Source organism: Leisingera aquaemixtae (genome assembly GCF_001458395.1).
GTDB classification, from domain to species: Bacteria; Pseudomonadota; Alphaproteobacteria; order Rhodobacterales; family Rhodobacteraceae; genus Leisingera; species Leisingera aquaemixtae.
Genome location: NZ_CYSR01000002.1, coordinates 41,691 through 66,909, shown reverse-complemented (window position 1 = coordinate 66,909; position 25,219 = coordinate 41,691). Strand labels below are relative to the sequence as shown.

Here is a 25,219-nt window from a genome sequence, read left to right as displayed (position 1 = left end):
TTTCCTAGTGGAAAGCCGCTGCCTCCGGCGGGAGTATTTTTTGGAAAGATGAAACGCCGGTGCGTTTACAGCACCTGATCCGCGACTGTCTTCAGCCGTGCCAGGGTACCATCCACATCATACAGCTTGTCGAGGCCGAACAGGCCGAGGCGGAAGGTGCGGAAACCGTCAGGCTCGTCGCATTGCAGCGGCACGCCCGCGGCGATCTGTGTCCCCAGCGCCAGGAATTTCTTGCCGTCCTGGACGTCCGGGTCGCTGGTGTAGCTCACCACCACCCCCGGCGCGCCGAAACCGTCCGCGGCAACCGAGGTGATGCCCTTGTCCTTCAGCATCATCCGCACACCGTTGCCCAGCTTCCATTGCGCCTCGCGCAGGCGCTCAAAGCCGTACTCCTTGGTCTCCAGCATGGTGTCGCGGAAGGCACGCAGCGCATCGGTCGGCATGGTGGCGTGATAGGCATGGCCGCCGTCCTCATAGGCCTTCATGATGGCGCGCCACTGTTTCAGGTTCAGCGCAAAGCTGTCGGAGGCGGTCTCCTCCAGCCGCGCCAGCGCGCGGTCTGACAGCATCACCAGACCGGCGGAGGGCGAGGCGCTCCAGCCCTTCTGCGGGGCGGAGATCAGCACATCGACGCCGGTCGCTTTCATGTCGACCCAGGCGCAGCCCGATGCGATGCAGTCCAGCACCATCAGCGCGCCCACCTCATGCGCGGCCGACGCCATGGCGGTCACATAGTCGTCCGGCAGGATCACACCCGCAGCGGTTTCCACATGCGGGGCAAATACGATGTCCGGTTTCTGCTCCTTGATCGCGGCCACCACCTCGGCAATCGGCGCCGGTTCAAAGGGCGAGGCCGGTTCATTGCCGGTGCGGCGTGCCTTCATCACGGTCGAGGACGCGGTGAAGCCGCCCGCCTCGAAAATCTGGCTCCAGCGGTAGGAGAACCAGCCATTGCGCACCACCAGCGCGTTCGCATCCCGGGCAAACTGGCGCGCCACCGCCTCCATCGCATAGGTGCCGCCGCCCGGCACCAGCGCTACCGCTTCGGCGTTATAGACCTCTTTCAGCATCGCATTGATGTCCAGCATCACCTGCTGGAAGGCTTTGGACATGTGGTTGAGCGAGCGGTCGGTGAACACCACCGAGAATTCATCCAGACCCTGCGGGTCGACGGTATCGAGCAATGCCATTGCGGCCTCCCTGAAATATTTCATGAAACGGCTAGCCGGTGCTGCGGGCTTTGGCAAACCCTGACTTGGCATACATCGGAACCGCCGTTCCCCGAAGGGGGATATTGACGCCGACACGGCAAAAAGACAGCCCAGGCACGACAGAAAGCCCCCGCATTTGCGGCACGCGGGTTCCGGACCGGCAACAAAAGGGCGGCGTCAGCCCAGCGGCCCCGGCCTGCGCTCCTCGCTCAAGAGCACATTGGCCTCCACATTGCCGACGCCCGGCAGGGTCATCACCCGGCGGCGCAGCACGCGTTCAAAGTCGGAAATGTCCCGCGCCGTCACCCGCAGGCGGTAGTCGTACATGCCCAGAACATGCTCCACCGTCTGCACTTCAGGGATGGCTGAGACCGCGCGTTCGAAATCCTCCAGGGAGACCCTTCCCTTGGCCGCCAGCTTCACCCCCAGAAAGACGGTGACGCCAAACCCCAGCTTTTCCTTGTCCAGCTCCAGCTTGCGCCCGGCAAGGATGCCCGCCTCCTGCAGCCGCTTGATCCGCCGCCAGGTGGCAGGCTGGCTGAGGCCCAGTTGCCGCCCCAGCGCGCCCGCCGATTGCGTCGCATCCTCCGACAAGGCGCGCAGCAGGGCGAAATCGAGAGCATCCAGCGCGCTCATACCGGCAGCACCTCGTCCGACTTGATCCGCGCCACGTGCATCAGCGCCTCGATATCGGCGATATGCGGCAGCGTCAGGATGCCTGCGCGGTAGATCTGCTGGTAATGCGGCATATCCCGCGCGATCACCGAAAGCCGCACATCGACCTGACCCAGAAAGGTCTGGATCTCTAGAACCTCCGGAATGTCGCGGGCAGCGGCAATGAACTCGTCAAAGGCGCGCGGATTTGTCTTGTCCAGCGTTACCCGCAGCGAGACCTCCACCGCGTACCCCAAGGCCCGCCAGTCGATCACAGCCCGCTGCCCCAGGATCACGCCGCCCTCGCGCAGCTTCTCCAGCCGCCGCGCCAGCCGCGAGGCGGTCATGCCCAGCCGGTCGGCCAAATCCGGAATCGATTGCTCCGGCTCGCTTTGCAGGTGGCGGAGAATGCGCCGGTCAAGATCATCAAGCATGAATTCTTCACTATCACTGCATTTCACGAATGACCATCGCAAAGAAACTGAAGATTATACGCGCAACCGCAATCGCTTTCCCCGCCCGCTCGCCTATGATGCCTTCAAACACCAAATGAAAGGACGTGGATTATGCGCGTTTATTACGACCGCGATTGCGATGTGAACCTCATCAAGGACAAGAAAGTGGCCATCCTGGGCTATGGCTCCCAGGGCCACGCCCACGCGCTGAACCTGCGCGACAGCGGCGCCAAGAACCTTGTCGTTGCCCTGCGCGAAGGCTCCCCGTCGGCCAAGAAAGCCGAAGGCGAAGGCCTGCAAGTGATGGGCATCGCAGAAGCGGCCGCCTGGTGCGATGTGATCATGTTCACCATGCCCGACGAACTGCAGGCGGAAACCTACAAGAAATACGTCCACGACAACATCCGTCCGGGTGCGGCCATCGCATTTGCCCACGGCCTGAACGTCCACTTCGGCCTGATCGAGCCGAAAGAAGGCGTCGACGTCATCATGATGGCGCCCAAGGGCCCGGGCCACACCGTGCGCGGCGAATACACCAAAGGCGGCGGCGTGCCCTGCCTGGTTGCGGTTCACACCGACGCCACCGGCAAAGCGCTGGAAACCGGGCTGTCCTACTGCTCCGCCATCGGCGGCGGCCGCTCCGGCATTATTGAGACCAACTTCCGCGAAGAATGCGAAACCGACCTGTTCGGCGAGCAGGCAGTTCTCTGCGGCGGCCTGGTTGAGCTGATCCGCTGCGGTTTCGAGACCCTGGTCGAAGCCGGCTACGCCCCGGAAATGGCCTATTTCGAGTGTCTGCACGAAGTGAAGCTGATCGTTGACCTGATCTATGAAGGCGGCATCGCCAACATGGATTACTCGATCTCCAACACCGCCGAGTACGGCCAGTACGTCACCGGCCCGCGCATCCTGAAGTACGACGAGACCAAAGCCCGCATGAAGGCGGTTCTGGAAGACATCCAGCAGGGCAAGTTCGTCCGCGACTTCATGCTGGAAAACGCGGTTGGCCAGCCGACCCTGAAAGCCTCCCGCCGTGCCAACGACGAGCACCTGATCGAGGAAACCGGCGCCAAGCTGCGCGGCATGATGCCCTGGATCTCGGCCGGCAAGATGGTCGACAAAGAGAAGAACTAAGGCGCCCGCGGGTACACCCGCTGACCTTACCTCTGCAGGGCGCTCCGTTTCGGGGCGCCCTTTTTACAGGCGCAACTCAGTTGCACTTACGTATTTTCGTCGAGCCATACGCCCAAATGCGGATAACTGCATGTGATGCGCAAGGGGCAGCGCCCTCCCATGGGGAGGGTCGGGCGCTGCCCGGCCTTTAGCCGGGCGATACAGGAGACAAAGATGAACCATTCCCCCGGCGCCGCCAATTGGGCCAAGCTTCTGTTCCTCGGCGTGATCTGGGGTGCTTCCTTCATGGCGGTGTCACTGGCGCTGCGGGGCTTTCCGCCGATGACCATCGCGGCGCTCCGCATCTTGATCGGCGCGATTTGCCTGCTGGCCGTCGTCTATGCCATGGGCATCGGCCTTCCGTCGCTGCGCGCGCGCGAGGGCCGGATCATCTGGGCCTGCGCGGCTGGGATGGGGTTCTTCACAAACGCCCTGCCCTTCACTTTGCTCAGCTGGGGGCAAACTTATGTCGCCAGCGGCTTTGCCGGGGTCTGTATGGCGGTGGTGCCGCTGTTTGTGCTGCCGCTGGCGCATCTTCTGGTGCCGGGCGAGCATATGACCCTGCGCCGCACCATCAGCTTCCTCATTGGCTTTGCCGGCGTGGTGGTGCTGATCGGGCTCGATGCCTTCCGCTCCGCCGGAACGGATTTTGAATCGCTGGCCCGCCTGGCCTGCCTGGGCGCGTCGCTGTGTTATGCCATCGGCTCGATCATCACCCGGCTCTGCCCGCAGGTGAACATGCTGTCGCTCTCCGCCGCAGCGCTGCTGTGCGGCGCTGGCATGATGACCCCTGCCGCGCTTTGGGCCGAGGGCGTGCCGGAGCTGCCCGCAGCCCTGCCGCTCGCTGCTGTCATCTACCTTGGCCTCCTGCCCACGGCGCTGGCGCAGGTGCTGCTGGTGCAGGTCGCCCGCAGCGCCGGCCCGGCGTTCCTCTCTACCGTGAATTACCAGGTGCCGGTCTGGTCGGTGATCTTTGGCGCGGCACTGCTTGGGGAAACCCTGCCGCCGCAGCTGTTTGCCGCGCTGGCGCTGATCCTCGGCGGCCTCCTCCTCAGCCGCAGCCGCCGCCCACGGGTGGCGTGAAGCGCAAACTGTTCGATAGATAACAAAGCAATTTCCATTGACCCCGCCCGCCCGGCGGGGTCTTGTCGCGCGGTGAATTGGCACGAGGGACCCATGCCCGATATCGCACCACGCTATTGGCTGATGATCGCCACCCTCGGCTTTGTCTGGGGCGGAACCTTTCTGCTGATCAAGCTGGCGCTGGACGGCATCACCCCGTTCTGGCTCGCCGCCGGGCGGATCGGCTTCGCTGCGCTCTTGCTCTGTGCGATCTGGGGCTGGCGCGGGTTCAAGCTGTTCCGGGGCGAGACCAGTTGGCCCTCGCTGGTGATCATCGGCATCCTCAGCACCGCCCTGCCCTTCATGCTGATCTCCTGGGGGCAGCAGCATGTCTCCTCCGGCTTTACCGGCGTCAGCATGGCGGCGATCCCGCTGATGGTGCTGCCGCTGGCGCATGTCTTCGTGCTGGGTGAGCAGATGACCCTGCGCCGCTTGATTGGTTTTGCCATCGGCTTTGCCGGTGTTGCGCTGCTGATCGGCGGCAAGGCGTTTGAGACCAGCGGAGCTGAGCTGGAGGCCTATGGCCGCGCCGCCTGCCTGTCGGCAGCGGCCTGCTATTCGGTCAGCTCGATCCTGACCCGCCGCCTGCCGCCGGTGGACCCGGTGGGGCTGGCGGCCATCCTGCTGGTGATCGGCTGCTTCGTCATCTTCCCGGCCGCCTGGGCAGCCGAAGGCCCGCCGGTGATGCCGGACACGAAGACGCTGCTGATTGCCGCCATCCTCGGCCTGATCCCGACCGCCGCGGCCAATCTGCTGCGGGTGATCGTGGTGCGCGAGGCCGGGCCGACCTTCATGACCCTCACTAATTACCAGGTGCCGGTCTGGGCGGTGGTGCTGGGCGCGATTTTCCTGGGCGAAGAGCTGCCGCCCTCAATGCTGCTGGCGATGTTAATGATCCTGGGCGGCCTCGGCCTCAGCCAGTTCGGCAGGTTGAGCCGGCTGTTCGGCAAAGGGGGCTGACGCCCCCCCCTGCCTTATTCGGACACAGCCGCCTCGACCGCGGCCACAACGCTGTCGACTGCCAGCGTCATCAGCTCCGCGTCTTCGCTTTCCGCCATCACCCGCACCAAGGGCTCAGTTCCGGACTTGCGGATCAGCAGCCGCCCCTGGCCGTCCAGCATCTTCTCAGCCGCGGCGATTGCCTCCTGCACCTGCTCGTCCTCCAGCGGCGCCTGGCCTGCCTCAAAGCGCACGTTGCGCAGCCGCTGCGGGACGGTTTCGAACTGATGCGCCAGGGCGGAGGCCTTCTGGCCGGTCTGCACCATCTCCGACAGGAAATGCAGCCCCGCCATCAGCCCGTCGCCGGTGGTGGCATAATCGCTCATCACGATATGGCCGGACTGCTCGCCGCCCAGGTTAAAGCCGCCCTCGCGCATCCGCTCCACCACGTAACGGTCGCCGACGGCGGTACGCTCCAGCCCCAGGCCCTTGGCCTCCAGATGCCGCTCCAGGCCCAGGTTCGACATTACCGTCGCCACCAGAGCGCCGCCCGCCAGCTGGTCCTGCTCGGCCCAGCGGGTCGCCAGCAGCGCCATCAGTTGGTCGCCGTCGGCCACTGTGCCGGTTTCGTCAATCACGATCACCCGGTCCGCATCGCCATCCAGACAGATGCCCGCATGGGCGCCATGCGCCACAACCGCCTCCGCCGCGGTCTGCGGCTGGGTCGAGCCGCAGCCTCGGTTGATGTTCAGCCCGTCCGGCGACACGCCAACCGGGATCACTTCGGCGCCCAGCTCCCACAGGACCTCGGGCGCCGTCCGGTGCGCTGCGCCATTGGCGCAGTCGATCACCACCTTCAGCCCGCTGAGGCTCAGGTTGCGCGGCAGCGAGCTTTTGACACGCTCGCCATAGCGGAAGCGGGCGTCATCGATCCGCTTGGCGCGGCCGATATTGGCGGCCTGCGCCAGTTCAACGCCGGTGTCGATCAGCGCCTCGATGTCCAGCTCGGCACTGTCGGACAGCTTGAAACCATCCGGGCCGAAAAACTTGATGCCGTTGTCCTCGGACGGGTTGTGGCTGGCGGAGATCATCACTCCGAGATCGGCCCGCATCGAGCGCGTCATCAGCCCCACCGCAGGCGTCGGCACCGGCCCCAGCAGCAGCACGTTCATGCCGGTCGAGGTCAGCCCCGCCGTCAGCGCGTTTTCAAACATATAGCCGGACAGCCGGGTGTCCTTGCCGATCACCACCCGGTGCGCCCCGGTGCCATCGCGCCGGAAGTAGCGCCCGACAGCAGCGCCGATGCGCAGTGCCATCTCGGCGGTCATGGGGTGGATATTGGCCGTGCCGCGCACGCCATCGGTGCCAAAAAGCTTTCGCATTATTATTTTCCTGCCCAAAAAAGCCCTAGCGGACGGCCTGCCAGAGGCGCAGCGCCTGAACCGTCTCGGCCACGTCATGCACCCGCAGAAATTGCACGCCTTGCGCCAGCGCCGCAAGCCCGGCGGCAATGGACCCCGGCGCGCGGGCCTCCGCGCGCGGCTCTTCGCCGATCCTGCCGATAAAACCCTTGCGCGACACGCCCAGCAGGATCGGGCAGCCAAGCCCGTGAAACAGGCTGAGATTGCGCAGAAGCGTCAGATTGTGCTCCTGCGTCTTGCCAAAGCCGATGCCGGGGTCGATCACTATCTGCTCGCGTATCACCCCGATGGCTTCCAGCCGGTCGATCTGCTGCTCCAGGAAGTCATAGACGTCCAGCAGCACGTTGGCATACTGGGGGTCCTGCTGCATGGTGGCGGGATCGCCCTGTGCATGCATGATGCAGACCGGCACGCTGGCCTGCGCCGCCAGCGGCGCCAGCGCGGGGTCGAAGGTGAAACCAGACACGTCGTTCAGCAGGTCGGCGCCCGCCTCCAGCGCTTCCAGCCCGACCGTGGCTTTGCGGGTGTCGATGGACACCGGCACCTGGCTTTCGGCCCGGATTGCCGCAATCACCGGCGCGGTGCGGGCGATCTCGTCGGCCTCAGCCACGTCCGCGGCCCCCGGGCGGGTGGACTCGCCGCCCACATCAATAATCGTGGCGCCGTCGGCCACCATCTGCAGCGCCGCGGCCTTGGCGGCCTCGACGCCTGCATGTTTGCCGCCGTCGGAGAAGCTGTCAGGGGTCACATTCAAAATACCCATGATCTGCGGCTGGGTCATGTCCAGCCCGGCGATCGAGGCGCGCCGCGCGCTCAGGCGGCGGCGCTCCTTCTCGGGCACCAGCCCGGCCGGGGCAATCCGCGGCGGCGCCTCGCGGCTCAGGATCTCAACCTCGGTGAACCACAGGGCACTGCCCGCCAGCGGAACCGCGCCCTCGGGGCGCGCCTCGCCATGTCGAACCAACGGCCGGTAATATGTCACAGTTGTGCTTGCTCCACGCTCACGCCCCGCAACGGGACGCCGGGATTATCAGGCAAATTCCCGCCAAGCACAATCATTTCACCCGCCTCAAAGGTGGCGGCAAACCAGGCCGCCAGCGCCACCGAGTTCGACGGCGGCGCCGAGGGCCCTTCCACCGCGTCCAGCACGATCTTGGAGGGCGCCCAGACGCAGATCTGGCCGTTCTTCATCGCCCAGTCCAGCTCGGTCCGGGTCGACACCACAACGCAGCGGTCGTCCCTCGCCGCCAGCCGCCAGGCGTTTTGTTCAATCGCCAACAGGTCGATCCGCCGCTGCGTCCATTTGTGCCCGGTTGCGGGCACCGGCAGCGGATGGGTGCCGACGCACAGGATCAGCGGCCGCTTGCGGCATTGCATCTGGTCGATCCAGCCGGTCAGGTTCTCGCTGTCGATGGCGTCATTGGACAGATACATCAGGCGCGGATGCGGGCGCTCTTCCTCATTCACCAGATGGCTGATCTGATCCTTCGAGCGCACCACCTCGACACCCAGCGCGCCGGGTCCGCGGTCCAGTTTCTCGATCCGCACAAAGGCGCGCACCGCCTGATGCTCCAGCAGGATCCGCTCGGCCACGCGTTCGGCCAGGGTTTCCAGCAGGTTCAGCCGCTCAGCAGCCAGCTCATGCGCAATCGCCTCCGTCACCTTGTCATAGGACAGGATGCGGTCAACATCGTCATCCAGATCCTTGGGCAAGGGCGCCACTTCGACCACCACGTTGAAACAGATCCGCTGGGTGGTGCCGCGCTCCGCCTGAAAGGCGCCGATCTCCACCTCGACGGTGTGGTCCCGCAGGGAAATGCGGTCCAGCGGACCCGGTGCGGCGGTCGCCACGGAACGCTCAGAGGGGTGCGCAAAGGCGAGGCGGATTTCAGAGGGCATGGGAAACGGGCCTTTGGCTGGCTGTGTCGGGTGTGGGTCCCAACAATAGTCTTTTGGCGCCTTCATAACAGTCCCGCAAACGCCACGCCAGTAGCCGAAAGCGGCACGGATATGCCGCCTTCAGGTGTTCAGTTGCTCAGCGCGGTCCGGTAGCGATCGTCGCGGTAGAACACATGCACGCCGATGCGCGCGGTGTTTGTGAAGACCCGGCTCCAGCGCGGCCGCACCGCGGTGGTGTGATAGTAGGTCGCGCCATCCGTCAGCTCGGTCTTCAGCCCGTCCAGCGCCGCCCGCGCCACCTTGGACACCCGCTGATAGGCCTTCTTTTCGTTGATCACTTCCTTGTAGCCGTCGCAGGTGTAGGTGAACTGGCACTGGTACTTGCGCCCGGTGCCCTGTTTGATCACCCCGCACAGCGTATTCGGGAACTGGGCGCTTTTGACCCGGTTCAGGATCACCTCGGCCACGGCAAACTGGCCTTTCACGGTCTCGCCCCGGGCCTCGAAATACAGCGCCTCCGCCAGGCAGGCAAATTGCTCTCCGCCTGTCGCTTTTGGCCGCGAATCCAGCCACGCTTTGCTGTATTCGACTTTCGCCTGAGGCTTACGGCTATTGAGCGGATTTGAGCGGTATCCAAACAATCCGCTGAACTTTCGGGCAGGCACTGCGTTGAGACTGGCCTGTTCACGCTCGATCAGCGCATCCAGGCCGGTTTCGGCGGCAACACTTTTACCCATCGTGATGGTGGCAGCCATCACGGCAATCATAGTCAACAATTTCATTCAGGGTTCCCCCGTCCTAGCAGCTTGTGCCCGGTGTCCCCAGCACATGCGATCGCATCCCTTAATGGAATTGGCCCCAAACGTCCAGCTTTCGGGGGGCTGCCGCACGGTACAGGAAACACACGAGCCGCCGGTCTGACGCCGGCGGCCGCTGGATGCCCCAATTTTTCTTAATATTTTGTGTAGGTTGGTGCGACCTGGCCGGTTTGGCTGGAAATCGCCAATTGGGCTGCGGCCAAACGCGCAACCGGCACGCGAAACGGCGAGCACGAAACGTAATCAAAGCCCGCATCCCGGCAAAACGCAATCGATTCGGGGTTGCCGCCGTGCTCGCCGCAGATCGACAGGGTGATATCCGGATTCTCCGCCCGGCCGCGCTGCACCCCCAGTTTCAGCAACTCTCCCACGCCGTCAGTGTCCAGCACATGGAAGGGATCTTCGGGGAAAACGCCCTGGTTCACGTAATCCGACATGAACCGGCCCGCATCGTCGCGCGACAGGCCATAGGTCATCTGGGTCAGGTCGTTGGTGCCAAAGCTGAGGAACGCCGTATGCGGTGAAATCTCGCCCGCGCGCAGCGCCGCCCGCGGCGTTTCCACCATCACCCCCAGCCGGTAGGTGAAATCCTCGCCCCGCTCTGCCTTCACCGCGGCGGCCACCGCATCAATACGGGTCTTGACCAGCTCCACCTCGCGCTTGGCCGAGACCAGCGGGATCATGATCTCCGGCACCACCGGCTCGCCCCATTTGGAGGCCTCCAAAGTGGCCTCAAAGATCGCCCGCGCCTGCATGTCGTAGATTTCCGGCACCGTGACGCCCAGCCGCACGCCGCGCAGGCCCAGCATCGGGTTGTACTCGCCCATCTCCTCCACCCGGCGCGTCACATCGCTGACCGGGATGCCCAAGGCCTCCGACAGCTCGCGCTGGCCGGATTTCGTGGCGGGCAGGAATTCATGCAGCGGCGGGTCGAACAGGCGGATGCAGACCGGCATCCCCTCCATGATCCGGAACAGCTCGCGGAAGTCATTGCGCTGCATCGGCAGCAAGCGCTCCAGCACCGCAGCCCGGCCAGAGGATGTTTCGGCAAAGATCATCTCCCGCATCACCGTCAGGCGGCCGGGATCAAAGAACATGTGCTCGGTGCGGCAGAGCCCAATGCCTTGGGCGTTGAATTTCCGTGCCGTTTCCGCATCTTCCGGCGTATCCGCATTGGCCCGGATGCCGATGTCGCGGGCACCGTCCGCCCAGGTCAGCAGGGTCAGCAGCGCGCCGTCCTCTGCCGCCTCCAGCATCTCCGGCTGGCCCGCCAGAACCTGGCCGCTGCTGCCGTCGATGGTGATAATCTCGCCAGCCTTGAACATCCGCCCATCCGCGGCCTGCAGCATCTTGAGCTTGGTATGGAACTTGATGTTGGATGCACCGACAATACAGGGCAGCCCCAGACCGCGGCCGATCACCGCGGCGTGGCTGGTCATGCCGCCCTTCTCCGTCAGCACCCCGGCAGCGGCGTGCATGCCGCGCACATCCTCCGGCGAGGTTTCCCGCCGCACCAGGATGCAAGGCTCGCCGCGGGCCGCGCTGGCCTGCGCCCCGGCGGCAGTGAACACCAGCTTGCCGGTGGCCGCGCCCGGGCTGGCGGCAATGCCGCGCCCGATCACGTCGCGCTTGGCATAAGGCGCCACCTGGCGGTGCAGCAGCTCGTTCAGGATATGCGCATCGACCCGCATCAGCGCCTCTTGCTGCGGGATGATGCCATCCTCCGCCAGCGCCACCGCAATCCGCACCGCCGCCCGCGCCGAGCGGACCACGCGAACCCCGTCCAGGATATGCACCCGGCCGTTGTCGACGACAAACTCCAGCTGCATCTCCTCGCGCAGCTTGCGGCGCATCAGCGCGGCGTGGGCCTTGAGATCCGCGAAGGCTTCCGGCGCCAGTTCCTCAAGCGACAGCCCGCGGGCGTCTTTGGCCAGATACAGCGCCCCGGCCCCGGCCCCCAGCGCGTCGCGTCCCTGGCTCTGGCTCAGGTAGCGCCCGGTCAGTTGCGGCTGGCCGGTGGTGGAATTCACCAGCTGCAGCACGCCGGAGCCGCATTCGCCCTGCCCTACACCGGGGATCATCTCCTGCACCACCAGCCCGAGGCCGGCATCGGCCGGTGCGCCCTTGGCCTGGCGCAACAGCCGCGCCGAGGTGCCCTCCCACGCCCGCGCCATCGAGCGCAGCACCTCCGCCAGCTGCTCGCCCGGGTCCTGCGGGAACGGTTCGTCAGTTTCCGCCTCATAGGCATGCAGGATCTCGCTCAGCGCATCCGGGCCGCCGTCCTCGACATCGTCGAACACATCCGGGTCCAGCCGCGCCACATGCACTGCGTAGGATTGCACGAACCGCAGATACAGCGCCGCCGCCGCTTCCCGGCCCAGGGTGTCGCACAGGTCGACATAGCGCGCATCATTCATGCCGATGTTCAGGATCGCGCCGGGACCGCCCCAGTCCGGGTCCTCGGACGAGGGGCGCACGCACAGCAGCGCTTCCGGGTCGAACTCTCCCAGCACCACCGACAGATCAGGCATCTGCCCTTCGGCGATGGCATGCACCGCGTCAAAGGACAGCGCCACCGTGCGCGGCACCGGCAGGTCCAGCCGCACCAGCCGCTGCAGGCATTTTGCCCGCCCGCCATGGGTGGCGGTGGCAATCGGCGCGGTGGCGGTGATGAGGCAGGCCGGCGGGGTCTGTACGAAATCTTTCTGCACTGCAGCACGTCTCCTTTGCCAGTCACCATAAGGGGATGCGGCGATGGCGCAAGAGCCTTGTAACGGCCTGCGGAGGCTGAAAGCGCTCCGGAAACGAAAAACCGGCCTTCCCTTGCGGAAAGGCCGGTCCCTGCGGGGCGAGTATTTCTGGAAAGATGAAAGCGCGGCCGCGCCCTTTCAGCCCTCGACTTTGGTGAGGTCAGCCACCTGGCCGCAGACCTGGCGGATCTGGCTGAGGAGGTTGAGGCGGTTGCGGCGCAGCACCTCGTTCTCCGCATTCACCTGCACCGCTTCAAAGAACGCATCGACCGGCGCACGCAGGGCGGCCATGCCCCGCATGGCTGCCGCGAAATCTTCGGCCTCGATGGCCGGAGAGATCGCCGCCCCGCCTGCCTCCAGCGCGTCGAACAGCGCGGTTTCGGCCGGGTCTTCGGCAAACTTACGGTCGGCGCCATAGGAGTATTCGACACCGTCCTTTTCCTCCGCCTGGCTGAGGATGTTGTTGGCGCGCTTGAACCCCTGCAAGAGGTTCCCGCCATCCTCCGTCTTAAGGAAATCCTCCAAAGCGCGGGCGCGTTTCACCAAGAGGGTCAGGTCGTCGTTGCCGTCCATGGCGATGCAGGCGTCGATCACGTCATGGCGGATGCCCTGATCGCGCAGGAAGACCTTGAGCCGGTCATGGAAGAAGGAGAGGAGGTCATCCGAAGTGTCCGGAACCTTCTTTTCGAGGTTCAGGAAGGCTTCCGCAGGAGACCCGCCAAGGCTCTCTTTCACGGCCTCAAAAGCGGACCCGAATACACCGTGCTCTGCAATCTCCTGCAGCAGGCTATTCACGGTCTCCTCCGGCAGCCCGCCATTGGCGGCGCTTTCCGCCCGCAGAAGCTGGCTGTCGAAGAACCGGTCCAGCGGCATCCGCACATCATTCTCCAGCACCAGCCGGATCACCCCCAGCGCAGCACGGCGCAGGGCAAAAGGGTCTTTCGACCCGGTAGGCTTTTCATCAATCGCCCAGAAGCCGGTCAGCGTGTCCAGCTTGTCGGCCAGCGCCACGGCAACCGAGACCGGCTCCGACGGCACATCATCGCCCGGCCCGAGCGGCGAGTAATGCTGCTCGCAGGCATTGGCGACTTCCTGAGGCAGGCCCGCGGCCTCGGCGTAGTAGCGGCCCATCAGGCCCTGAAGCTCCGGGAACTCATAGACCATTTCCGAGCTGAGATCGGCCTTGGCCACCCGCGCCGCCTGCTCTGCCAGATCGGCATCGGCGCCGACCACCGGCGCAATTTCCCGCGCCAGCGCGGCGATGCGGTCGATGCGCGCCGCCTGGGTGCCCAGCTTGTTGTGGAAGGTCACATTGCCGAGGTTTTCAACCCAGGACCCCATGCCCGCCTCGGACTTCGCCGTGCGCAGGTCGTTCTCCCAGAAGAACTTGGCGTCCGCCAGACGCGCGCTCAGCACCTTCTGGTTGCCCGCCAGGATGGTGGCGCCATTGTCCGCCGTTTCGCGGTTGGCAACGGTGATGAACTTCTCAATCCGGCCGGTCTTGGGGTTCTTCACCGAGAAGAATTTCTGGTGTTCCTTCATCGAAGTCTGCAGCACCTCTGCCGGCAGCCCTAGGAATTCGGCGTCAATCGCGCCCATCAGCACCACCGGCCATTCGACCAGGCCCGCGACCTCCGCCAGCAGGCCCTTGTCCTCGACCACGTCCAGCCCGCTGGCGAAGGCCTGATTGGTCGCCTCCTGCCAGATCGCCTCCGCCCGTTCGCGGGCGTCGAGCACCACATGCGCGCGCTTCAGCTTGGCCGCGTAGTCGTCAAAGCCGGTGACGGTGAACTCCTGCGGCGCCATGAAGCGGTGGCCGCGGGTGGTGTTGCCCGATTTGATGCCGTCGATGTCCAGGTCCACCACGGAGGTGCCGTTTTCATCCGACAGGATGCACAGAATCGAATGCAGCGGACGAACCCAGCGCAAAGACCCGGCGCCCCAGCGCATGGATTTGGGCCAGGGGAAGTTGCGGATCGTGTCTTCCAGCACTTCGGCAATGATCTCCGCCGCCGGGCGGCCCGGCTTTTCGATCATCGCGAAATAGACCGCGCCCTTGGGGGTTTCACGCTCCTCCAACTGGTCGCGGGTGAGGCCCGCGCCGCGCAGGAAGCCCTCGATGGCCTTCTCCGGCGCGCCCACTTTCGGCCCCTTGCGCTCTTCGCGGATGGTGGGGCTTTCGGCCAAGAGGCCATCCACCGCCAGGGTCAGGCGGCGCGGCGTCGACAGCGCCGCGGCGCCGGCATAGGTGAGGCCTGCCTCGACCAAACCATCGGTCACGCGCTTCTTCAGGTCCTCAGCCGCACGCGCCTGCATACGGGCCGGGATTTCCTCGGAAAACAGTTCAATCAGCAGATCGGGCATTGGATGTCCTCGGGCGTGGCCGCGCATACGGGCGCAGCAGTATTATTGAATAGGGCGGGCTTGCGGCGAAGACTCATCATTCGCTTCCGCCTGCCTCAGGCCGGGGCGGGCATTCCTCGCCGACCACGGTGCCGTCATAGGCTTTCTGGCCGCAATCGTTCAGCTCATGCCAGACATAGCCGCGGCCCTCCCCGGTGACGGCGACAATGCGGTCGACGCCATAGGAGATGTTCTTAACCGACAGGAACGACCTGGCCGTGCCATCCGCCAGCTTGGCGCCGATGGCGGCGGCATCGAAACACTCGAACCAGTCCGGCGCATTGCGCGGCTCGGTCTTGTCGGACAGGGTGAAGACCTGCGCCAGCTCATCCGGCGACACCTTGGTGCTGAAACAGGCGCGGTAGCGGATCGGGGAGCTGCCGGCGTCAATCGCCTCGAAGTCCGAATAGGCAATCGGCTGCCCCTCGCCGCCGTCCAGCGGCACCAGCACCACATCGCGGCCCGGCTGCAGCGCGACCTCATCGTAGAAGCCATAGACCTGCAGGTAATACATCGCGCTGCCGGCGGCGAGCGCGGAGACGATCAGGATCAGGGCAAGGAATTTCCCCATAACGTTCTGTCCCCTGCTCAGGCCGCGGTCTCTGCCGTGTGGCCGCCAGCCCCGGTCAGCACAAAGGCGTCGGCGCATTGCTTGGCCAGCGCCCGGACCCGGCCGATATAGGCCTGGCGTTCGGTGACGGAAATCACCCCGCGGGCGTCCAGCAGGTTGAAGATATGCGAGGCCTTGATGCACTGGTCATAGGCGGGATGCGCCATGATGATGCGCTTGCCGGTCTTGGGGTCGATATGCTCCTGCGCCAGGATCGCGGCGCATTCGGCCTCGGCCTCCTCGAAATGGCGCAGCAGCACATCGGTGCTGGCCACGTCAAAGTTCCAGCGGGCGTATTCTTCCTCGGTCTGCTTGAACACATCGCCATAGGTCAGCGGGATCATCGCGTCCGGATCGTTGAACGGCATGTCCATCACGTGATCGACGCCCAGCACATACATCGCCAGACGCTCCAGGCCATAGGTCAGCTCGCCGGACACCGGGTGGCAGTCATGGCCGCCGACCTGCTGGAAATAGGTGAACTGGCTGACTTCCATGCCGTCGCACCAGACCTCCCAGCCCAGGCCCCAGGCGCCCAGCGTCGGGCTTTCCCAGTCATCCTCGACAAAGCGGATGTCATGCAGCGCCATGTCGATGCCGATCGCCTCCAGCGAGCCCAGATACAGCTCCTGCAGGTCCGGTGGGCTGGGTTTGATCAGCACCTGGTACTGGTAATAATGCTGCAAGCGGTTCGGGTTCTCGCCGTAGCGCCCGTCGGTGGGGCGGCGCGAGGGCTGCACGTAGGCCGCGGCCCAGGCCTTGGACCCCAGCGAGCGCAGCGTGGTCGCCGGGTGGAAGGTGCCGGCGCCGACTTCCATGTCATAGGGCTGCATCACCGCGCAGCCTTTGGCGGCCCAGTAGTTCTGAAGCCTCAGGATAATCTCTTGGAAGGAGCGCGGCGCGCCGTTGGTCTGGGTCATGTCTTATCCCTTTATGGGCGCAGTTGCTGTGAATTCGAGCATTTGCCGCCGCGGGGTCATAATCAAAGGAGACACCCGAAGCTGCCTAAGGATGCGTCCAAAGTTGTCTCTGGGGTCATATGCAAGGCTTTTGGCAGGGTCAACGCCCTGCGGCAGCTTGCCCGGCAGCTGCGGCCCGCTGCACGCAGCGGATCGGCGACAAAAGTGCGGGAATGCGGCAACGGGCCGGGAATTCCCCCTGCGATGAGGAGTTCCCTTTGCTGCTGCAAAATGCTTTACCTCCGCGGCAAAGAATTAAGAGTAATTCCGGGATACGAGGCCCTGACAATGAATAAACTGTTTGCCGCTCTGGCGCTGCCGCTGATCGCGCTGGCCATTGCGTTCGCTGCGCCTGTGTCGGCGCAAAGCAGCCGGGAAGCGGTCTGGATCCAGATTGCCGCCCGCCCCTCCCTGCGCGAAGCCGAAAGCGAGGCCCGCACCTATGCCGCGCGCCTGCCGGATGTGTCAGGCTACGCGCTTGGCGGCGGCTGGTACGGCGTGGTGCTGGGCCCCTATGCCCGCGAGGACGCAGAGCGGGTGCTGCAGGTCTACCGCGCCGAGGGCCAGATTCCGCGCGACAGCTTCATCGCCTTCCGCCGCAATCTGCGCAGCCAGTTCTACCCGGTGGCGGCGGATGCCACCCCGCCGGCGGAGCCAGCCCCGGCCCCTGCCCCGGCAGAGCCTGCGGTGCAGGAGCCTGAACCGCAGCAGCAGACGGCCCCGCAATCGGCCCTGCCCGACGAGACTCCTGCCCAGGCGCGCCGCAGCGAAAGCGCGCTCAGCCGTGAACAGCGGATGAATTTGCAAGTCGCGCTGAAAGCCGCTGGCTTCTACGAGTCCGCTATCGACGGCGCCTTTGGCCGCGGCACCCGCGCCTCGATGAGCGACTGGCAGGCGGCCCGCGGCTTTGAGCCGACCGGCGTTCTGACCACCGCGCAGCGCCAGGTGCTGCTGGATGAATACAACGCGCCGCTGATCTCCGCCGGCATGGCGCGGGTGGAGGATGCCAAGGCCGGCATCGCCCTGCAGATGCCCGCAGGCGAAGTGGGGTTCGACCGCTATGAATCGCCATTTGCCCACTACACCAGCAAGGGCGATCTCGGGGCGCAGGTCCTGCTGATCAGCCAGCCCGGCGACAAGCGGACCCTGTTCGGCCTCTATGATATCATGCAGACGCTGGAAATCGTGCCGCTGGAGGGGCCGCGCCAGCGCGGTTCCAACAGCTTCACCATCGAAGGCCGCAATGACCGGATCGTCTCCTTCACCCAGGCCAGCCTGAAGAACGGCGAAGTGAAGGGCTTCACCCTGATCTGGCCCGCCGGTGACGAAGACCGCCGCACCCGGGTTCTGGCGGCGATGCAGGCCAGTTTCACCCGCCTCGGCGGCGTTCTGGACCCGGCAGCGGGCGGTGACGCGGTGCAGGACATCGACCTGGTCTCCGGCCTGGAGATCCGCAAACCGAAACTGTCGCGCTCGGGCTTCTTCGTGGACGGCAACGGCAGCGTGCTGACCACCTCCGATGTGGTGGCGGGCTGCACCCGGATCACCCTGGACCACGGCTACCAGGCCGAGGTTGCGGCCAATGACGCAGCCGGCGGCATCGCCATCCTGCGCCCGGCAGAGCCGCTGGCCCCGGCTGCGGTGGCCGAGCTGAGCACCTCTTCGCCGCGCCTGCAGTCAGAGGTTGCGGTGTCCGGCTTCTCCTATGAGGGCGTGCTGGGCGCGCCGAGTCTCACCTGGGGCAAAATCGCCGATGTCAAAAGCCTGGACGGCAACACGGGGGTGGCCCGGCTTGACCTCGCGGCCCAGCCCGGCGACGCCGGCGGCCCGGTGCTCGACCGCACCGGCGCGGTGCACGGCATGCTGCTGCCGCGGCAGCTCGAGGGCAAACAGCTGCCCGAGGGTGTGAGCTTTGCGGTCAACGCCGAAGCCATCCGCAGTGCGCTGAATGCTGCCGGGGTGACCGCGGCCAGCAAGTCCCCCGCCGCCGGCAGCCTGCCCAGCGCGGCAATCGCCCGGATCGCCTCCGGCATGACCGTCCTGGTCAGCTGCTGGGATTAACCGTCCGCCCCGGACGGGCCTCCATTGCCTGCAAGGCACCCGCCGGCGCGGTGAACGCGCCGGCTTTTTTGTGCGGCTGGCCCTGTCCCGGGAAGGGGGGCGTTCCGCCGGTGGAGAAGGGAGCTGCTCCCGCCCGGCTTCGGGCATTACCATGCCGTCAGCCCGTTGGGCATGGCACCGCACCGCGTGCGGTGCAGCGCCGCGCACAGGCGCGGCGCCGGGCCCAAGGCCGCCAAGGCGGCATCAGCTCAGCTGATGGCCCCTGCGGGCGCGGGAGCCCGCCTGGGCTAGCCATGCGAAACTAAAGTTCAGTAGGGGTGGATTCGCCCGTCCCAGGTGTGGAAGCAGCCAGTGGTTTCCAGCGACAGCACCTCGAACTCGTTGATCAGCCCGGCAACCGACTCCGCCACCGTGATGTCGCCCTCATCGCCGCCCATGTCGGTGCGCACCCAGCCCGGGTGGTAGATGCCGACGGCAATCCCTTCGGCCTTCAGATCGGCGGCCAGGTTGCGGCCAAGGTTCAGCGCCGCCGCCTTCGACGCACGGTAGGCATAGCTGCCGCCCGGCGCCCGTGACTGGCTGGCCATTTGCGACGACAGGATGGCGATCTTCGGCTCCTGCGCCAGCCGCAGATTGGGCATCATCGCCTGCACCGTCAGGAACACGCCCGTCACATTGGCCGCCAGCGTCTTGGCCCAGACTTCGGCCGAGTAATCCGCCAGCCCCATCGCCTTGTCGATATAAACCCCGGCATTGCAGACCAGCAGGTCCACCGGCCGGTTCCGGATCTGGGCGGCAAAACGCGCCTGCTGGCCGGGGTCGGAGACATCCAGCTTCACCCCCGAGGAGTGATCCCGCGAGGTGCCGGTCACATCGTGGCCCGCCTCCCGCAGCTGCTTCACCAGCTCCTTGCCGATGCCGCGGCTGGTTCCCGTCACGACTGCATGCATACTGCCCTGCCTCTCAATTCGCTTTACGCCCGGGACGGAACGGCAGCGGCAGCACCGGCACACCTTCCTCGATCAGCTCCCGCGCGTCTTCAAGTTTGGCCTCGCCATGAATGGCCCGCTCCGGCGCCTCGCCCAGATGCATCGCCCGCGCCTCCCGCACAAAGCGGTCGCCCACATAATCGGAGTTCTCTTCCACCTTCCGGCGCAGCTCGGCAATGGCCTTCTCCACCTCGCCTGACGGACGGCTCAGCAGGCCCGGCCCGGCCTGCGCTGCCGCAGGTGCCGGCAGCGAAGCGGAAGGTGCAGCGGCAGCGGGCGCGGCGGCCTGAGGTTCGGGCTCGCCAACAGCGGACACTGCCTTGCGCCCCGGGCGCACCCGCGGGGCCATGATCGCCTTTTTCACCCCGGAGCCGCCGCAAACCGCACAGGACACCATGCCGGCCGCCGCCAGCTTGTCAAACGCCGCCGCAGACTGGAACCAGCTGTCAAAGCTGTGGCCCTCTGCGCATTTGAGGCTGTATTGAATCATGTTTTCCCTCATAGCAGGAAGAGGCGATTAAATCTCCCTTTCCGGCAAGTGCAAGTGCTCTATGCGCTCAATCCGCCGCACCGGGGCGCTGCAACCGCTGCCGCAGCCGCGCCGCAAGTTCCTCCTGCGGCGTTCCAGCCTCCACCGCCAGCCGCCGCAGGCCGAAATGCACATGCGCCATCTCCCGGTAATAGCCGGAGAAGACGTAGTTCACCGCAGCCCCCGCAACCGCGCCGGCAAGCGGCACCGCCTGTGCCGCCAGCTTCTGCCCCAGCACCGCCCCCAGCTTGGGCGCCACCTGCGCAATCAGCTTATGCACCCCGCCGGGCAGCCCCAGCCGCAGCGAGACGAAGCCCAGATCGGCCCCGTCATCGCTGGCCAGCGGGCCCGCCGCGGCAAACACCTGGATGCAATCGAAGGTGACGCTCTCGGCTTCCGGGTCAAAGCCTTCGGCCGCTGCGGCGCTTTGAATGGTGCGCAGCAAAAAGGCGGTGGTGGCAGGCAGCTCGACCAGCGCCCCCGGCAGTCCCGCCGCGCCGCCCGCCGCGCCCATGGCGGCGCTGACAACCCGGTCGACGCCGGGCTTCTGGTCCGGCACCAGGCGGCGCGACGTGGTCGCGCCTTTCATGGCCAGCCGCAGCGCGGTTTCCGTGGCGCCGGTCAGCCCGGCGCGCACCGGCGCCGGCAAGCGTTCCAGCAGGCTCTCGCCGCTGCCGCCCAGCCGGGTCATCAGCTCCACGCCGAACCCGCCCGCCGCGTGATAGCGATTGGCCAGCGCGTCCAGCTCCGCCTCGACCTCTTGCGGGGTCAGCTCCCGCGCGTTGCTCAGAATGTCTGCCACATCCGTCTCCTGTACCTGCATAACAGATCGGCGGAAGCGGCGGCGATTTCAACCCTGCCAGCGGATCACCTGGCCGCGGATACCGTCCCAGGCGCCATCCTGCAGGGCAAGCCCCAGAACCCGGTCCGGGTTGGTGGGGGGCGGCATCTCAACCCCCTCCAGCCGGGTGAAGCCAAAGCGCTGGTAATAGGGCGCATCGCCCACCAGCATCACCCGCGCCCAGCCGCTCTCCTGCGCCTTGGCCAGGCTGTCGCGAATCAGCGACCCGCCCAGCCCCTCGCCCTGCCGCGTCGGATGCACCGCCACCGGCCCCAGCAAGAGCGCCGGCGCGTCCCCGATCAGCACCGGCCAGAACCGGATCGCCGCAGCCAGGATACCGTCGCTGTCGCGCGCCACCTGACTGAGGCCCGCCACCGGCGGCACCCCTTCGCGCAGCCGGTACGAGGACAGCGCCTCGCGGCCCGGCGCAAAGCACAGGTCGTAAAGCGCCTCGACCTCCCACCGGTCGTCCGCTCGTTCCGCTTGCAATTCGATCACGCTGCCCTGCCTCCGCCAATATCTCCTGCAGGCTGGCATTTGGCCTAACACGGGCGTAAGGCTTGGGCAAACACCTAAGCCACAGAACAGGAAGCCAGAATGTTCTACCGCCCCGAGGACGGCCACGGCCTGCCCCACAACCCGTTCAACGCCATTGTCACGCCCCGCCCCATCGGCTGGATCTCTTCCCGCTCCGCCGACGGGGTGAACAATCTGGCGCCCTACTCCTTCTTCAACGCGGTGGCCTATACGCCGCCGCAGGTGATGTTTGCCTCCACCAGCGCCAAGCCCGACCAGGACGGCACCAAGGACAGCGTCGCCAATATCGAGGCCACCGGCGTCTTTTGCGTCAACGTGGTGTCCTATGCGTTGCGCGACGCGATGAACGCCAGCTCCGGCGCGCTGCCCAAGGACGTGGACGAGTTCGCCCATGCCGGCCTGACCGCCGTGGAGTGTGAAACCATCGCCTGCGCCCGTGTCGCCGAAGCCCCCGCGGCGCTGGAATGCCGGCTGACCCGAATCGTGACCCTCCCGGGCGAGGCCAACAAGGTCGTGTTCGGCGAGGTGACCGGCGTCCACATGCGCGACGAGTGCCTGAAGGACGGCGCCTTCGACGTCACCACCTTCCAGCCGCTCGCCCGCCTCGGCTACCGCGACTATTCGGTGGTGCGCGACCTGTTCCCGCTCACCCGCCCCGATGATTGAGGCCCGCGATGCCGCTGCCTGATCCCCGCAAACGCAACCCCATCATTCTGCCGGACGGCACGCCGCACCCGGGCACCGTGATGCTGTCACGGGTGCTGGACCATCCCAACATTCAGGCGGGCGACTACAGCTATGCCTCCGATTTCGACCCGCCGGACAACTGGGCGCAGCACCTTGCCCCCTACCTGTTTCCCGGCGCGCGGGAGCGGCTGGTGATCGGCCGCTTCTGCCAGATCGCCCACGGCGCGCGCTTCATCACCGCCTCGGCCAACCACGCGCAGGAAGGCCTCAGCTGCTACCCCTTCCCTGTGTTCGACCCCAGCCAGATGGCCGGCTTCCAGCCCGACACCCGCGACACGGTGATCGGCAACGACGTCTGGATCGGCTACGGCGCCCTGCTCCTGCCCGGCGCCCGCGTCAGTGACGGCGCCATCATCGGCGCAGGCGCGGTGGTGCGCGGCACTGTGCCGCCCTACGCCATCGTCACCGGCAACCCCGGCACCGTGCAGGGCTACCGCTTCTCCAAGCCGCAGATCGCCCGGCTGCTGGCGCTTAAATGGTGGGACTGGCCCGCGGACCTCATTACCCGTGCCGAACCAGCGCTTTTGTCTGGCGACCTCGACATGCTGGAGAGCATCGCGCCTGACTAAGCGTTTGCTGATATGGTGAGCCGGAAGCCACCTTCGAAATTAAAAAAGCCCGCAGTTCTTTCGAACTGCGGGCTCTTTTGTCAAACCGTCAGCGATTAGTGGCCGCCCAGGATCCCGGTCCTGACCGAGTAGTCCACCGCCAGCTCATAGTCCGGGTCGTCGTCGCTATCGACCATCAGGTGGCCCGCCTTGGTCAGCAACTGGTGGCAGTCGCGGCTCAGGTGGCGCAGCACCAGTTTCTTGCCCTCAGCCTCATACTTTCCTGCCAGCGCCTCGATCGCCTGCAGCGCTGACTGGTCGACCACCCGGCTGCGGGCAAAGTCCACGATCACATGGTCCGGATCGCCCGCCACATCAAACAGCTCGATGAACCCGTCGGTGGAGCCAAAGAACAGCGGCCCTTCGATCTCATAAACCTTGGCGCCTTTGTCGGATGCCGACTCGCGGGTATAGGCGTGGATGCGGCGCGCGTTGTTCCAGGCATAGGCCAGCGCCGAGACGATGACGCCCACCACAACCGCAATCGCGAGGTCAGTCATCACCGTCACCACGGTCACCAGCACGATCACGAAGGCATCCATCAGCGGCACCTTGGTCATGATCTTGAGGCTGTTCCAGGCAAAGGTGCCGATCACCACCATGAACATCACCCCCACGAGCGCGGCCAGCGGGATCTGCTCAATCAGCGGCGAGGCCGCTACGATGAACAGCAAGAGGAACAGCGCCGCGGCTATGCCCGCAATCCGCGTCCGCCCGCCCGATTTCACGTTGATCATCGACTGGCCGATCATCGCGCAACCGCCCATGCCGCCGAAAAAGCCGGTCACCACGTTGGAGGCGCCCTGCGCAATGCACTCCTGGCTGGCACCGCCGCGCTTGCCGGTGATCTCGCCCACCAGGTTCAGTGTCAGCAGGCTCTCGATCAGGCCGATCGCCGCCAGGATCACCGCATAGGGCAGGATGATCCACAGGGTTTCCAGCGTGAAGGGCGCCAGCGCGGTGCCATAAAGCCCCTCACCGGTGCCAAACGGGTTATGGAACGCCGGGAAGCCGCCCTCGATCGAAGCCATGTCACCGACCCGCGGCACATCCAGACCCAGCGCAATCACCAGCACCGCGACGATGCCGATGCCCGCCAGCGGCGCCGGGATGATGCTGGTGATCTTGGGCGTCCCCCAGATGATCACCATGGTCAGCGCCACCAGCCCCAGCATCATGTAAAGCGAGGCACCGCTCAGCCACTCCGCGCCATCACTGCCCGGCACCTTGAACTGGGTGAGCTGCGCCAGGAAGATCACGATGGCGAGGCCATTCACAAACCCCAGCATCACTGGATGCGGCACCAGGCGGATGAACTTGCCCCAGTGCATGACACCCGCAATGATCTGCAAAATCCCCATCAGCACCACGGTGGCAAACAGGTACTCCACCCCATGCTGCGCCACCAGCGCCACCATCACCACCGCCAGCGCGCCGGTCGCGCCGGAAATCATCCCGGGCCGGCCGCCGAACACCGCGGTGATCAGCCCCACCATGAAGGCCGCGTACAGCCCGACCAGCGGATGCACCCCCGCAACAAAGGCAAAGGCCACCGCCTCCGGCACCAGCGCCAGCGCCACGGTGAGGCCAGACAGCAATTCGGTGCGCACGCGGGCCACGGTAAAGCCCTCGTCCTGCATGATGGAAAGGTTCGGAGGGGATATCTGCTTGGCCAGCAAAGCCATGGCTGCGCGTCTCATTGGGTGTACCTGTGCTCGGGAGGAGGAGTGTTCGCTGCCCGCCCCTAGCGGAAATACGCCAATGGGGCAAGGGCGCGGGGCCAAGCGGCCATCCATCGCGCGAACGTGAATTGCACCAGCAGCCCGCCATACACAGGTACAGCCGCAGTAAGCTCCCAGGGGAAAAGATGATGCGGATCCTGCTTGCCTGCCTTGCCCTCGCCGCCGCCCCTGCCCTTGCACAGGACCGGGCCGGGCCGGAAATGACACCGCCAGCGACTGGCGGGTCAAGCATTATGAAAACTTTGGCATTTGGACCTCCGCCTGCGACGAGCGCGAGGAGGCCAAAGCCCTGGTGCAGCGCTGCTACATCCGCTGGGTGGATGTGTTCTCGCCGCGCCCCAGATTTGCGGGCCAGTTCCTTTTCCTCACCCCAGATGCGGAGGGCTGGAAGGTCAGCTTCGGCATTGAACCCGGAACTCTGTTCAGCCCCGGAGGCTTCCGCATCGAACGGCAGGGAGAGGTCGCATGGCGCAGCCTGCATCCCGGCTGCCTCACCGGTCTCAGCTGCAGCTTTACCGGCGCCGGCGCGGACAAGCTGATTGCGCAGATGCGTGAGGGCGGCGCCTTCCGCTTCACTTTCCGCGACCGGCACGGGCAGGCGCAGGATCTCACTTGGCCGCTGGAAGGGTTTGATGCGGCCATTGCCGATTTCCAGGCCGCCGCCAAAACCCGCGGCCTTGTGGAATAGCCTGCGTGGAACGTCAGCAATCCCACTCTGCAAGGCTCAACCCGCCCCCCCTCCGGCACTCAG

Annotated in this window: 23 protein-coding genes; 7 read left to right on the top strand and 16 right to left on the bottom strand. The window is 65.8% G+C overall.

The window, feature by feature from the left end; translation table 11 throughout:
* Positions 1-65: 65 nt before the first annotated feature.
* From PHA8399_RS00385 to PHA8399_RS00375, 3 genes are all read right to left on the bottom strand, one after another.
* A complete protein-coding gene (locus PHA8399_RS00385; protein ID WP_058284473.1) occupies positions 66-1,190 on the bottom strand; it encodes an aminotransferase class V-fold PLP-dependent enzyme in 1,125 nt (374 codons plus the stop codon).
* A 198-nt stretch (positions 1,191-1,388) separates the two neighbouring features.
* A complete protein-coding gene (locus PHA8399_RS00380) occupies positions 1,389-1,847 on the bottom strand; it encodes an Lrp/AsnC family transcriptional regulator (protein ID WP_058284243.1) in 459 nt (152 codons plus the stop codon).
* Positions 1,844-2,299 (bottom strand): Lrp/AsnC family transcriptional regulator, encoded by a 456-nt coding sequence (locus PHA8399_RS00375; RefSeq protein WP_058284242.1) that lies wholly within the window; start codon positions 2,297-2,299, stop codon positions 1,844-1,846. The genes PHA8399_RS00380 and PHA8399_RS00375 overlap by 4 nt, the downstream gene beginning before the upstream one ends.
* A 132-nt stretch (positions 2,300-2,431) precedes the next feature.
* Between PHA8399_RS00375 and ilvC the strand changes: the two genes are divergently transcribed.
* The 3 genes from ilvC to PHA8399_RS00360 all read left to right on the top strand — a co-directional run bounded on the left by ilvC (position 2,432) and on the right by PHA8399_RS00360 (position 5,575).
* Positions 2,432-3,454 carry a ketol-acid reductoisomerase gene (gene ilvC / locus PHA8399_RS00370; RefSeq protein WP_058284241.1) on the top strand — a complete coding sequence of 341 codons (1,023 nt, stop codon included), beginning with the start codon at positions 2,432-2,434 and terminating at the stop codon, positions 3,452-3,454.
* Positions 3,455-3,667: 213 nt separating this feature from the next.
* Entirely contained in the window at positions 3,668-4,576 is a 909-nt protein-coding gene (locus PHA8399_RS00365) for a DMT family transporter (protein WP_058284240.1), read from the top strand.
* A gap of 93 nt (positions 4,577-4,669) precedes the next feature.
* A complete protein-coding gene (locus PHA8399_RS00360; RefSeq protein ID WP_058284239.1) occupies positions 4,670-5,575 on the top strand; it encodes a DMT family transporter in 906 nt (301 codons plus the stop codon).
* A 14-nt stretch (positions 5,576-5,589) separates the two neighbouring features.
* On the opposite strand, the gene glmM is transcribed toward PHA8399_RS00360, so the two are convergent.
* The 8 genes from glmM to PHA8399_RS00320 all read right to left on the bottom strand — a co-directional run bounded on the left by glmM (position 5,590) and on the right by PHA8399_RS00320 (position 16,375).
* Positions 5,590-6,936, bottom strand: a complete 1,347-nt coding sequence (gene glmM, locus PHA8399_RS00355; RefSeq protein ID WP_058284238.1) for a phosphoglucosamine mutase — start codon at positions 6,934-6,936, stop codon at positions 5,590-5,592.
* Between the two features lie 25 nt (positions 6,937-6,961).
* Positions 6,962-7,957 carry a dihydropteroate synthase gene (folP, locus tag PHA8399_RS00350; protein ID WP_058284237.1) on the bottom strand — a complete coding sequence of 332 codons (996 nt, stop codon included), beginning with the start codon at positions 7,955-7,957 and terminating at the stop codon, positions 6,962-6,964.
* Positions 7,954-8,874 (bottom strand): dihydroneopterin aldolase, encoded by a 921-nt coding sequence (locus PHA8399_RS00345; RefSeq protein ID WP_058284236.1) that lies wholly within the window; start codon positions 8,872-8,874, stop codon positions 7,954-7,956. The genes folP and PHA8399_RS00345 overlap by 4 nt, the downstream gene beginning before the upstream one ends.
* 128 nt (positions 8,875-9,002) lie before the next feature.
* Positions 9,003-9,656 (bottom strand): cell wall hydrolase, encoded by a 654-nt coding sequence (locus PHA8399_RS00340; RefSeq protein WP_058284235.1) that lies wholly within the window; start codon positions 9,654-9,656, stop codon positions 9,003-9,005.
* 170 nt (positions 9,657-9,826) lie between these two features.
* Complete coding sequence (locus tag PHA8399_RS00335; protein ID WP_058284234.1) at positions 9,827-12,403, bottom strand: putative PEP-binding protein; 2,577 nt, start codon at positions 12,401-12,403, stop codon at positions 9,827-9,829.
* Between the two features lie 177 nt (positions 12,404-12,580).
* Positions 12,581-14,806, bottom strand: a complete 2,226-nt coding sequence (gene glyS / locus PHA8399_RS00330) for a glycine--tRNA ligase subunit beta (protein WP_058284233.1) — start codon at positions 14,804-14,806, stop codon at positions 12,581-12,583.
* A gap of 76 nt (positions 14,807-14,882) precedes the next feature.
* Entirely contained in the window at positions 14,883-15,416 is a 534-nt protein-coding gene (locus PHA8399_RS00325) for a DUF6446 family protein (protein ID WP_058284232.1), read from the bottom strand.
* A gap of 17 nt (positions 15,417-15,433) precedes the next feature.
* Positions 15,434-16,375 (bottom strand): glycine--tRNA ligase subunit alpha, encoded by a 942-nt coding sequence (locus PHA8399_RS00320; protein WP_058284231.1) that lies wholly within the window; start codon positions 16,373-16,375, stop codon positions 15,434-15,436.
* Positions 16,376-16,702: 327 nt separating this feature from the next.
* On the opposite strand from PHA8399_RS00320, the gene PHA8399_RS00315 reads away from it, so the two are divergent.
* Positions 16,703-18,475, top strand: coding sequence for a trypsin-like peptidase domain-containing protein (locus PHA8399_RS00315; protein ID WP_058284230.1), 1,773 nt, complete (start codon positions 16,703-16,705; stop codon positions 18,473-18,475).
* 308 nt (positions 18,476-18,783) lie between these two features.
* Here the strand turns inward: PHA8399_RS00315 and PHA8399_RS00310 are convergent, their stop codons facing one another.
* From PHA8399_RS00310 to PHA8399_RS00295, 4 genes are all read right to left on the bottom strand, one after another.
* Positions 18,784-19,425, bottom strand: coding sequence for an SDR family oxidoreductase (locus PHA8399_RS00310; protein ID WP_058284229.1), 642 nt, complete (start codon positions 19,423-19,425; stop codon positions 18,784-18,786).
* 13 nt (positions 19,426-19,438) lie between these two features.
* Entirely contained in the window at positions 19,439-19,954 is a 516-nt protein-coding gene (locus PHA8399_RS00305) for a DUF1178 family protein (RefSeq protein ID WP_058284472.1), read from the bottom strand.
* A gap of 67 nt (positions 19,955-20,021) precedes the next feature.
* Positions 20,022-20,795 carry an EcsC family protein gene (locus PHA8399_RS00300; RefSeq protein ID WP_082649417.1) on the bottom strand — a complete coding sequence of 258 codons (774 nt, stop codon included), beginning with the start codon at positions 20,793-20,795 and terminating at the stop codon, positions 20,022-20,024.
* 48 nt (positions 20,796-20,843) lie between these two features.
* Positions 20,844-21,332 carry a GNAT family N-acetyltransferase gene (locus PHA8399_RS00295; RefSeq protein ID WP_058284227.1) on the bottom strand — a complete coding sequence of 163 codons (489 nt, stop codon included), beginning with the start codon at positions 21,330-21,332 and terminating at the stop codon, positions 20,844-20,846.
* A 99-nt stretch (positions 21,333-21,431) separates the two neighbouring features.
* Here PHA8399_RS00295 and PHA8399_RS00290 point away from each other — a divergent pair, with 99 nt between their 5' ends.
* Together PHA8399_RS00290 and PHA8399_RS00285 are read left to right on the top strand one after the other, a co-directional pair.
* Positions 21,432-22,037, top strand: coding sequence for a flavin reductase family protein (locus tag PHA8399_RS00290; protein ID WP_058284226.1), 606 nt, complete (start codon positions 21,432-21,434; stop codon positions 22,035-22,037).
* 8 nt (positions 22,038-22,045) lie between these two features.
* Positions 22,046-22,687 carry a CatB-related O-acetyltransferase gene (locus PHA8399_RS00285; protein WP_058284225.1) on the top strand — a complete coding sequence of 214 codons (642 nt, stop codon included), beginning with the start codon at positions 22,046-22,048 and terminating at the stop codon, positions 22,685-22,687.
* Positions 22,688-22,782: 95 nt separating this feature from the next.
* Here PHA8399_RS00285 and PHA8399_RS00280 read toward each other — a convergent pair whose 3' ends face one another.
* Positions 22,783-24,426 (bottom strand): SulP family inorganic anion transporter, encoded by a 1,644-nt coding sequence (locus PHA8399_RS00280; RefSeq protein ID WP_058284224.1) that lies wholly within the window; start codon positions 24,424-24,426, stop codon positions 22,783-22,785.
* A gap of 334 nt (positions 24,427-24,760) precedes the next feature.
* Between PHA8399_RS00280 and PHA8399_RS00275 the strand changes: the two genes are divergently transcribed.
* Entirely contained in the window at positions 24,761-25,156 is a 396-nt protein-coding gene (locus PHA8399_RS00275) for an invasion associated locus B family protein (protein WP_058284223.1), read from the top strand.
* The last annotated feature ends 63 nt before the right edge of the window (positions 25,157-25,219 follow it).

Coding starts and splice junctions, on each gene's coding strand:
- PHA8399_RS00385 (WP_058284473.1), bottom strand. CDS start 1,190: ATGGCATTGCTCGATACCGTCGACCCGCAGGGTCTGGATGAATTCTCG.
- PHA8399_RS00380 (WP_058284243.1), bottom strand. CDS start 1,847: ATGAGCGCGCTGGATGCTCTCGATTTCGCCCTGCTGCGCGCCTTGTCG.
- PHA8399_RS00375 (WP_058284242.1), bottom strand. CDS start 2,299: ATGCTTGATGATCTTGACCGGCGCATTCTCCGCCACCTGCAAAGCGAG.
- ilvC (WP_058284241.1), top strand. CDS start 2,432: ATGCGCGTTTATTACGACCGCGATTGCGATGTGAACCTCATCAAGGAC.
- PHA8399_RS00365 (WP_058284240.1), top strand. CDS start 3,668: ATGAACCATTCCCCCGGCGCCGCCAATTGGGCCAAGCTTCTGTTCCTC.
- PHA8399_RS00360 (WP_058284239.1), top strand. CDS start 4,670: ATGCCCGATATCGCACCACGCTATTGGCTGATGATCGCCACCCTCGGC.
- glmM (WP_058284238.1), bottom strand. CDS start 6,936: ATGCGAAAGCTTTTTGGCACCGATGGCGTGCGCGGCACGGCCAATATC.
- PHA8399_RS00345 (WP_058284236.1), bottom strand. CDS start 8,874: ATGCCCTCTGAAATCCGCCTCGCCTTTGCGCACCCCTCTGAGCGTTCC.
- PHA8399_RS00340 (WP_058284235.1), bottom strand. CDS start 9,656: ATGAAATTGTTGACTATGATTGCCGTGATGGCTGCCACCATCACGATG.
- glyS (WP_058284233.1), bottom strand. CDS start 14,806: ATGCCCGATCTGCTGATTGAACTGTTTTCCGAGGAAATCCCGGCCCGT.
- PHA8399_RS00325 (WP_058284232.1), bottom strand. CDS start 15,416: ATGGGGAAATTCCTTGCCCTGATCCTGATCGTCTCCGCGCTCGCCGCC.
- PHA8399_RS00320 (WP_058284231.1), bottom strand. CDS start 16,375: ATGACCCAGACCAACGGCGCGCCGCGCTCCTTCCAAGAGATTATCCTG.
- PHA8399_RS00315 (WP_058284230.1), top strand. CDS start 16,703: ATGAATAAACTGTTTGCCGCTCTGGCGCTGCCGCTGATCGCGCTGGCC.
- PHA8399_RS00310 (WP_058284229.1), bottom strand. CDS start 19,425: ATGCATGCAGTCGTGACGGGAACCAGCCGCGGCATCGGCAAGGAGCTG.
- PHA8399_RS00305 (WP_058284472.1), bottom strand. CDS start 19,954: ATGATTCAATACAGCCTCAAATGCGCAGAGGGCCACAGCTTTGACAGC.
- PHA8399_RS00290 (WP_058284226.1), top strand. CDS start 21,432: ATGTTCTACCGCCCCGAGGACGGCCACGGCCTGCCCCACAACCCGTTC.
- PHA8399_RS00285 (WP_058284225.1), top strand. CDS start 22,046: ATGCCGCTGCCTGATCCCCGCAAACGCAACCCCATCATTCTGCCGGAC.
- PHA8399_RS00280 (WP_058284224.1), bottom strand. CDS start 24,426: ATGAGACGCGCAGCCATGGCTTTGCTGGCCAAGCAGATATCCCCTCCG.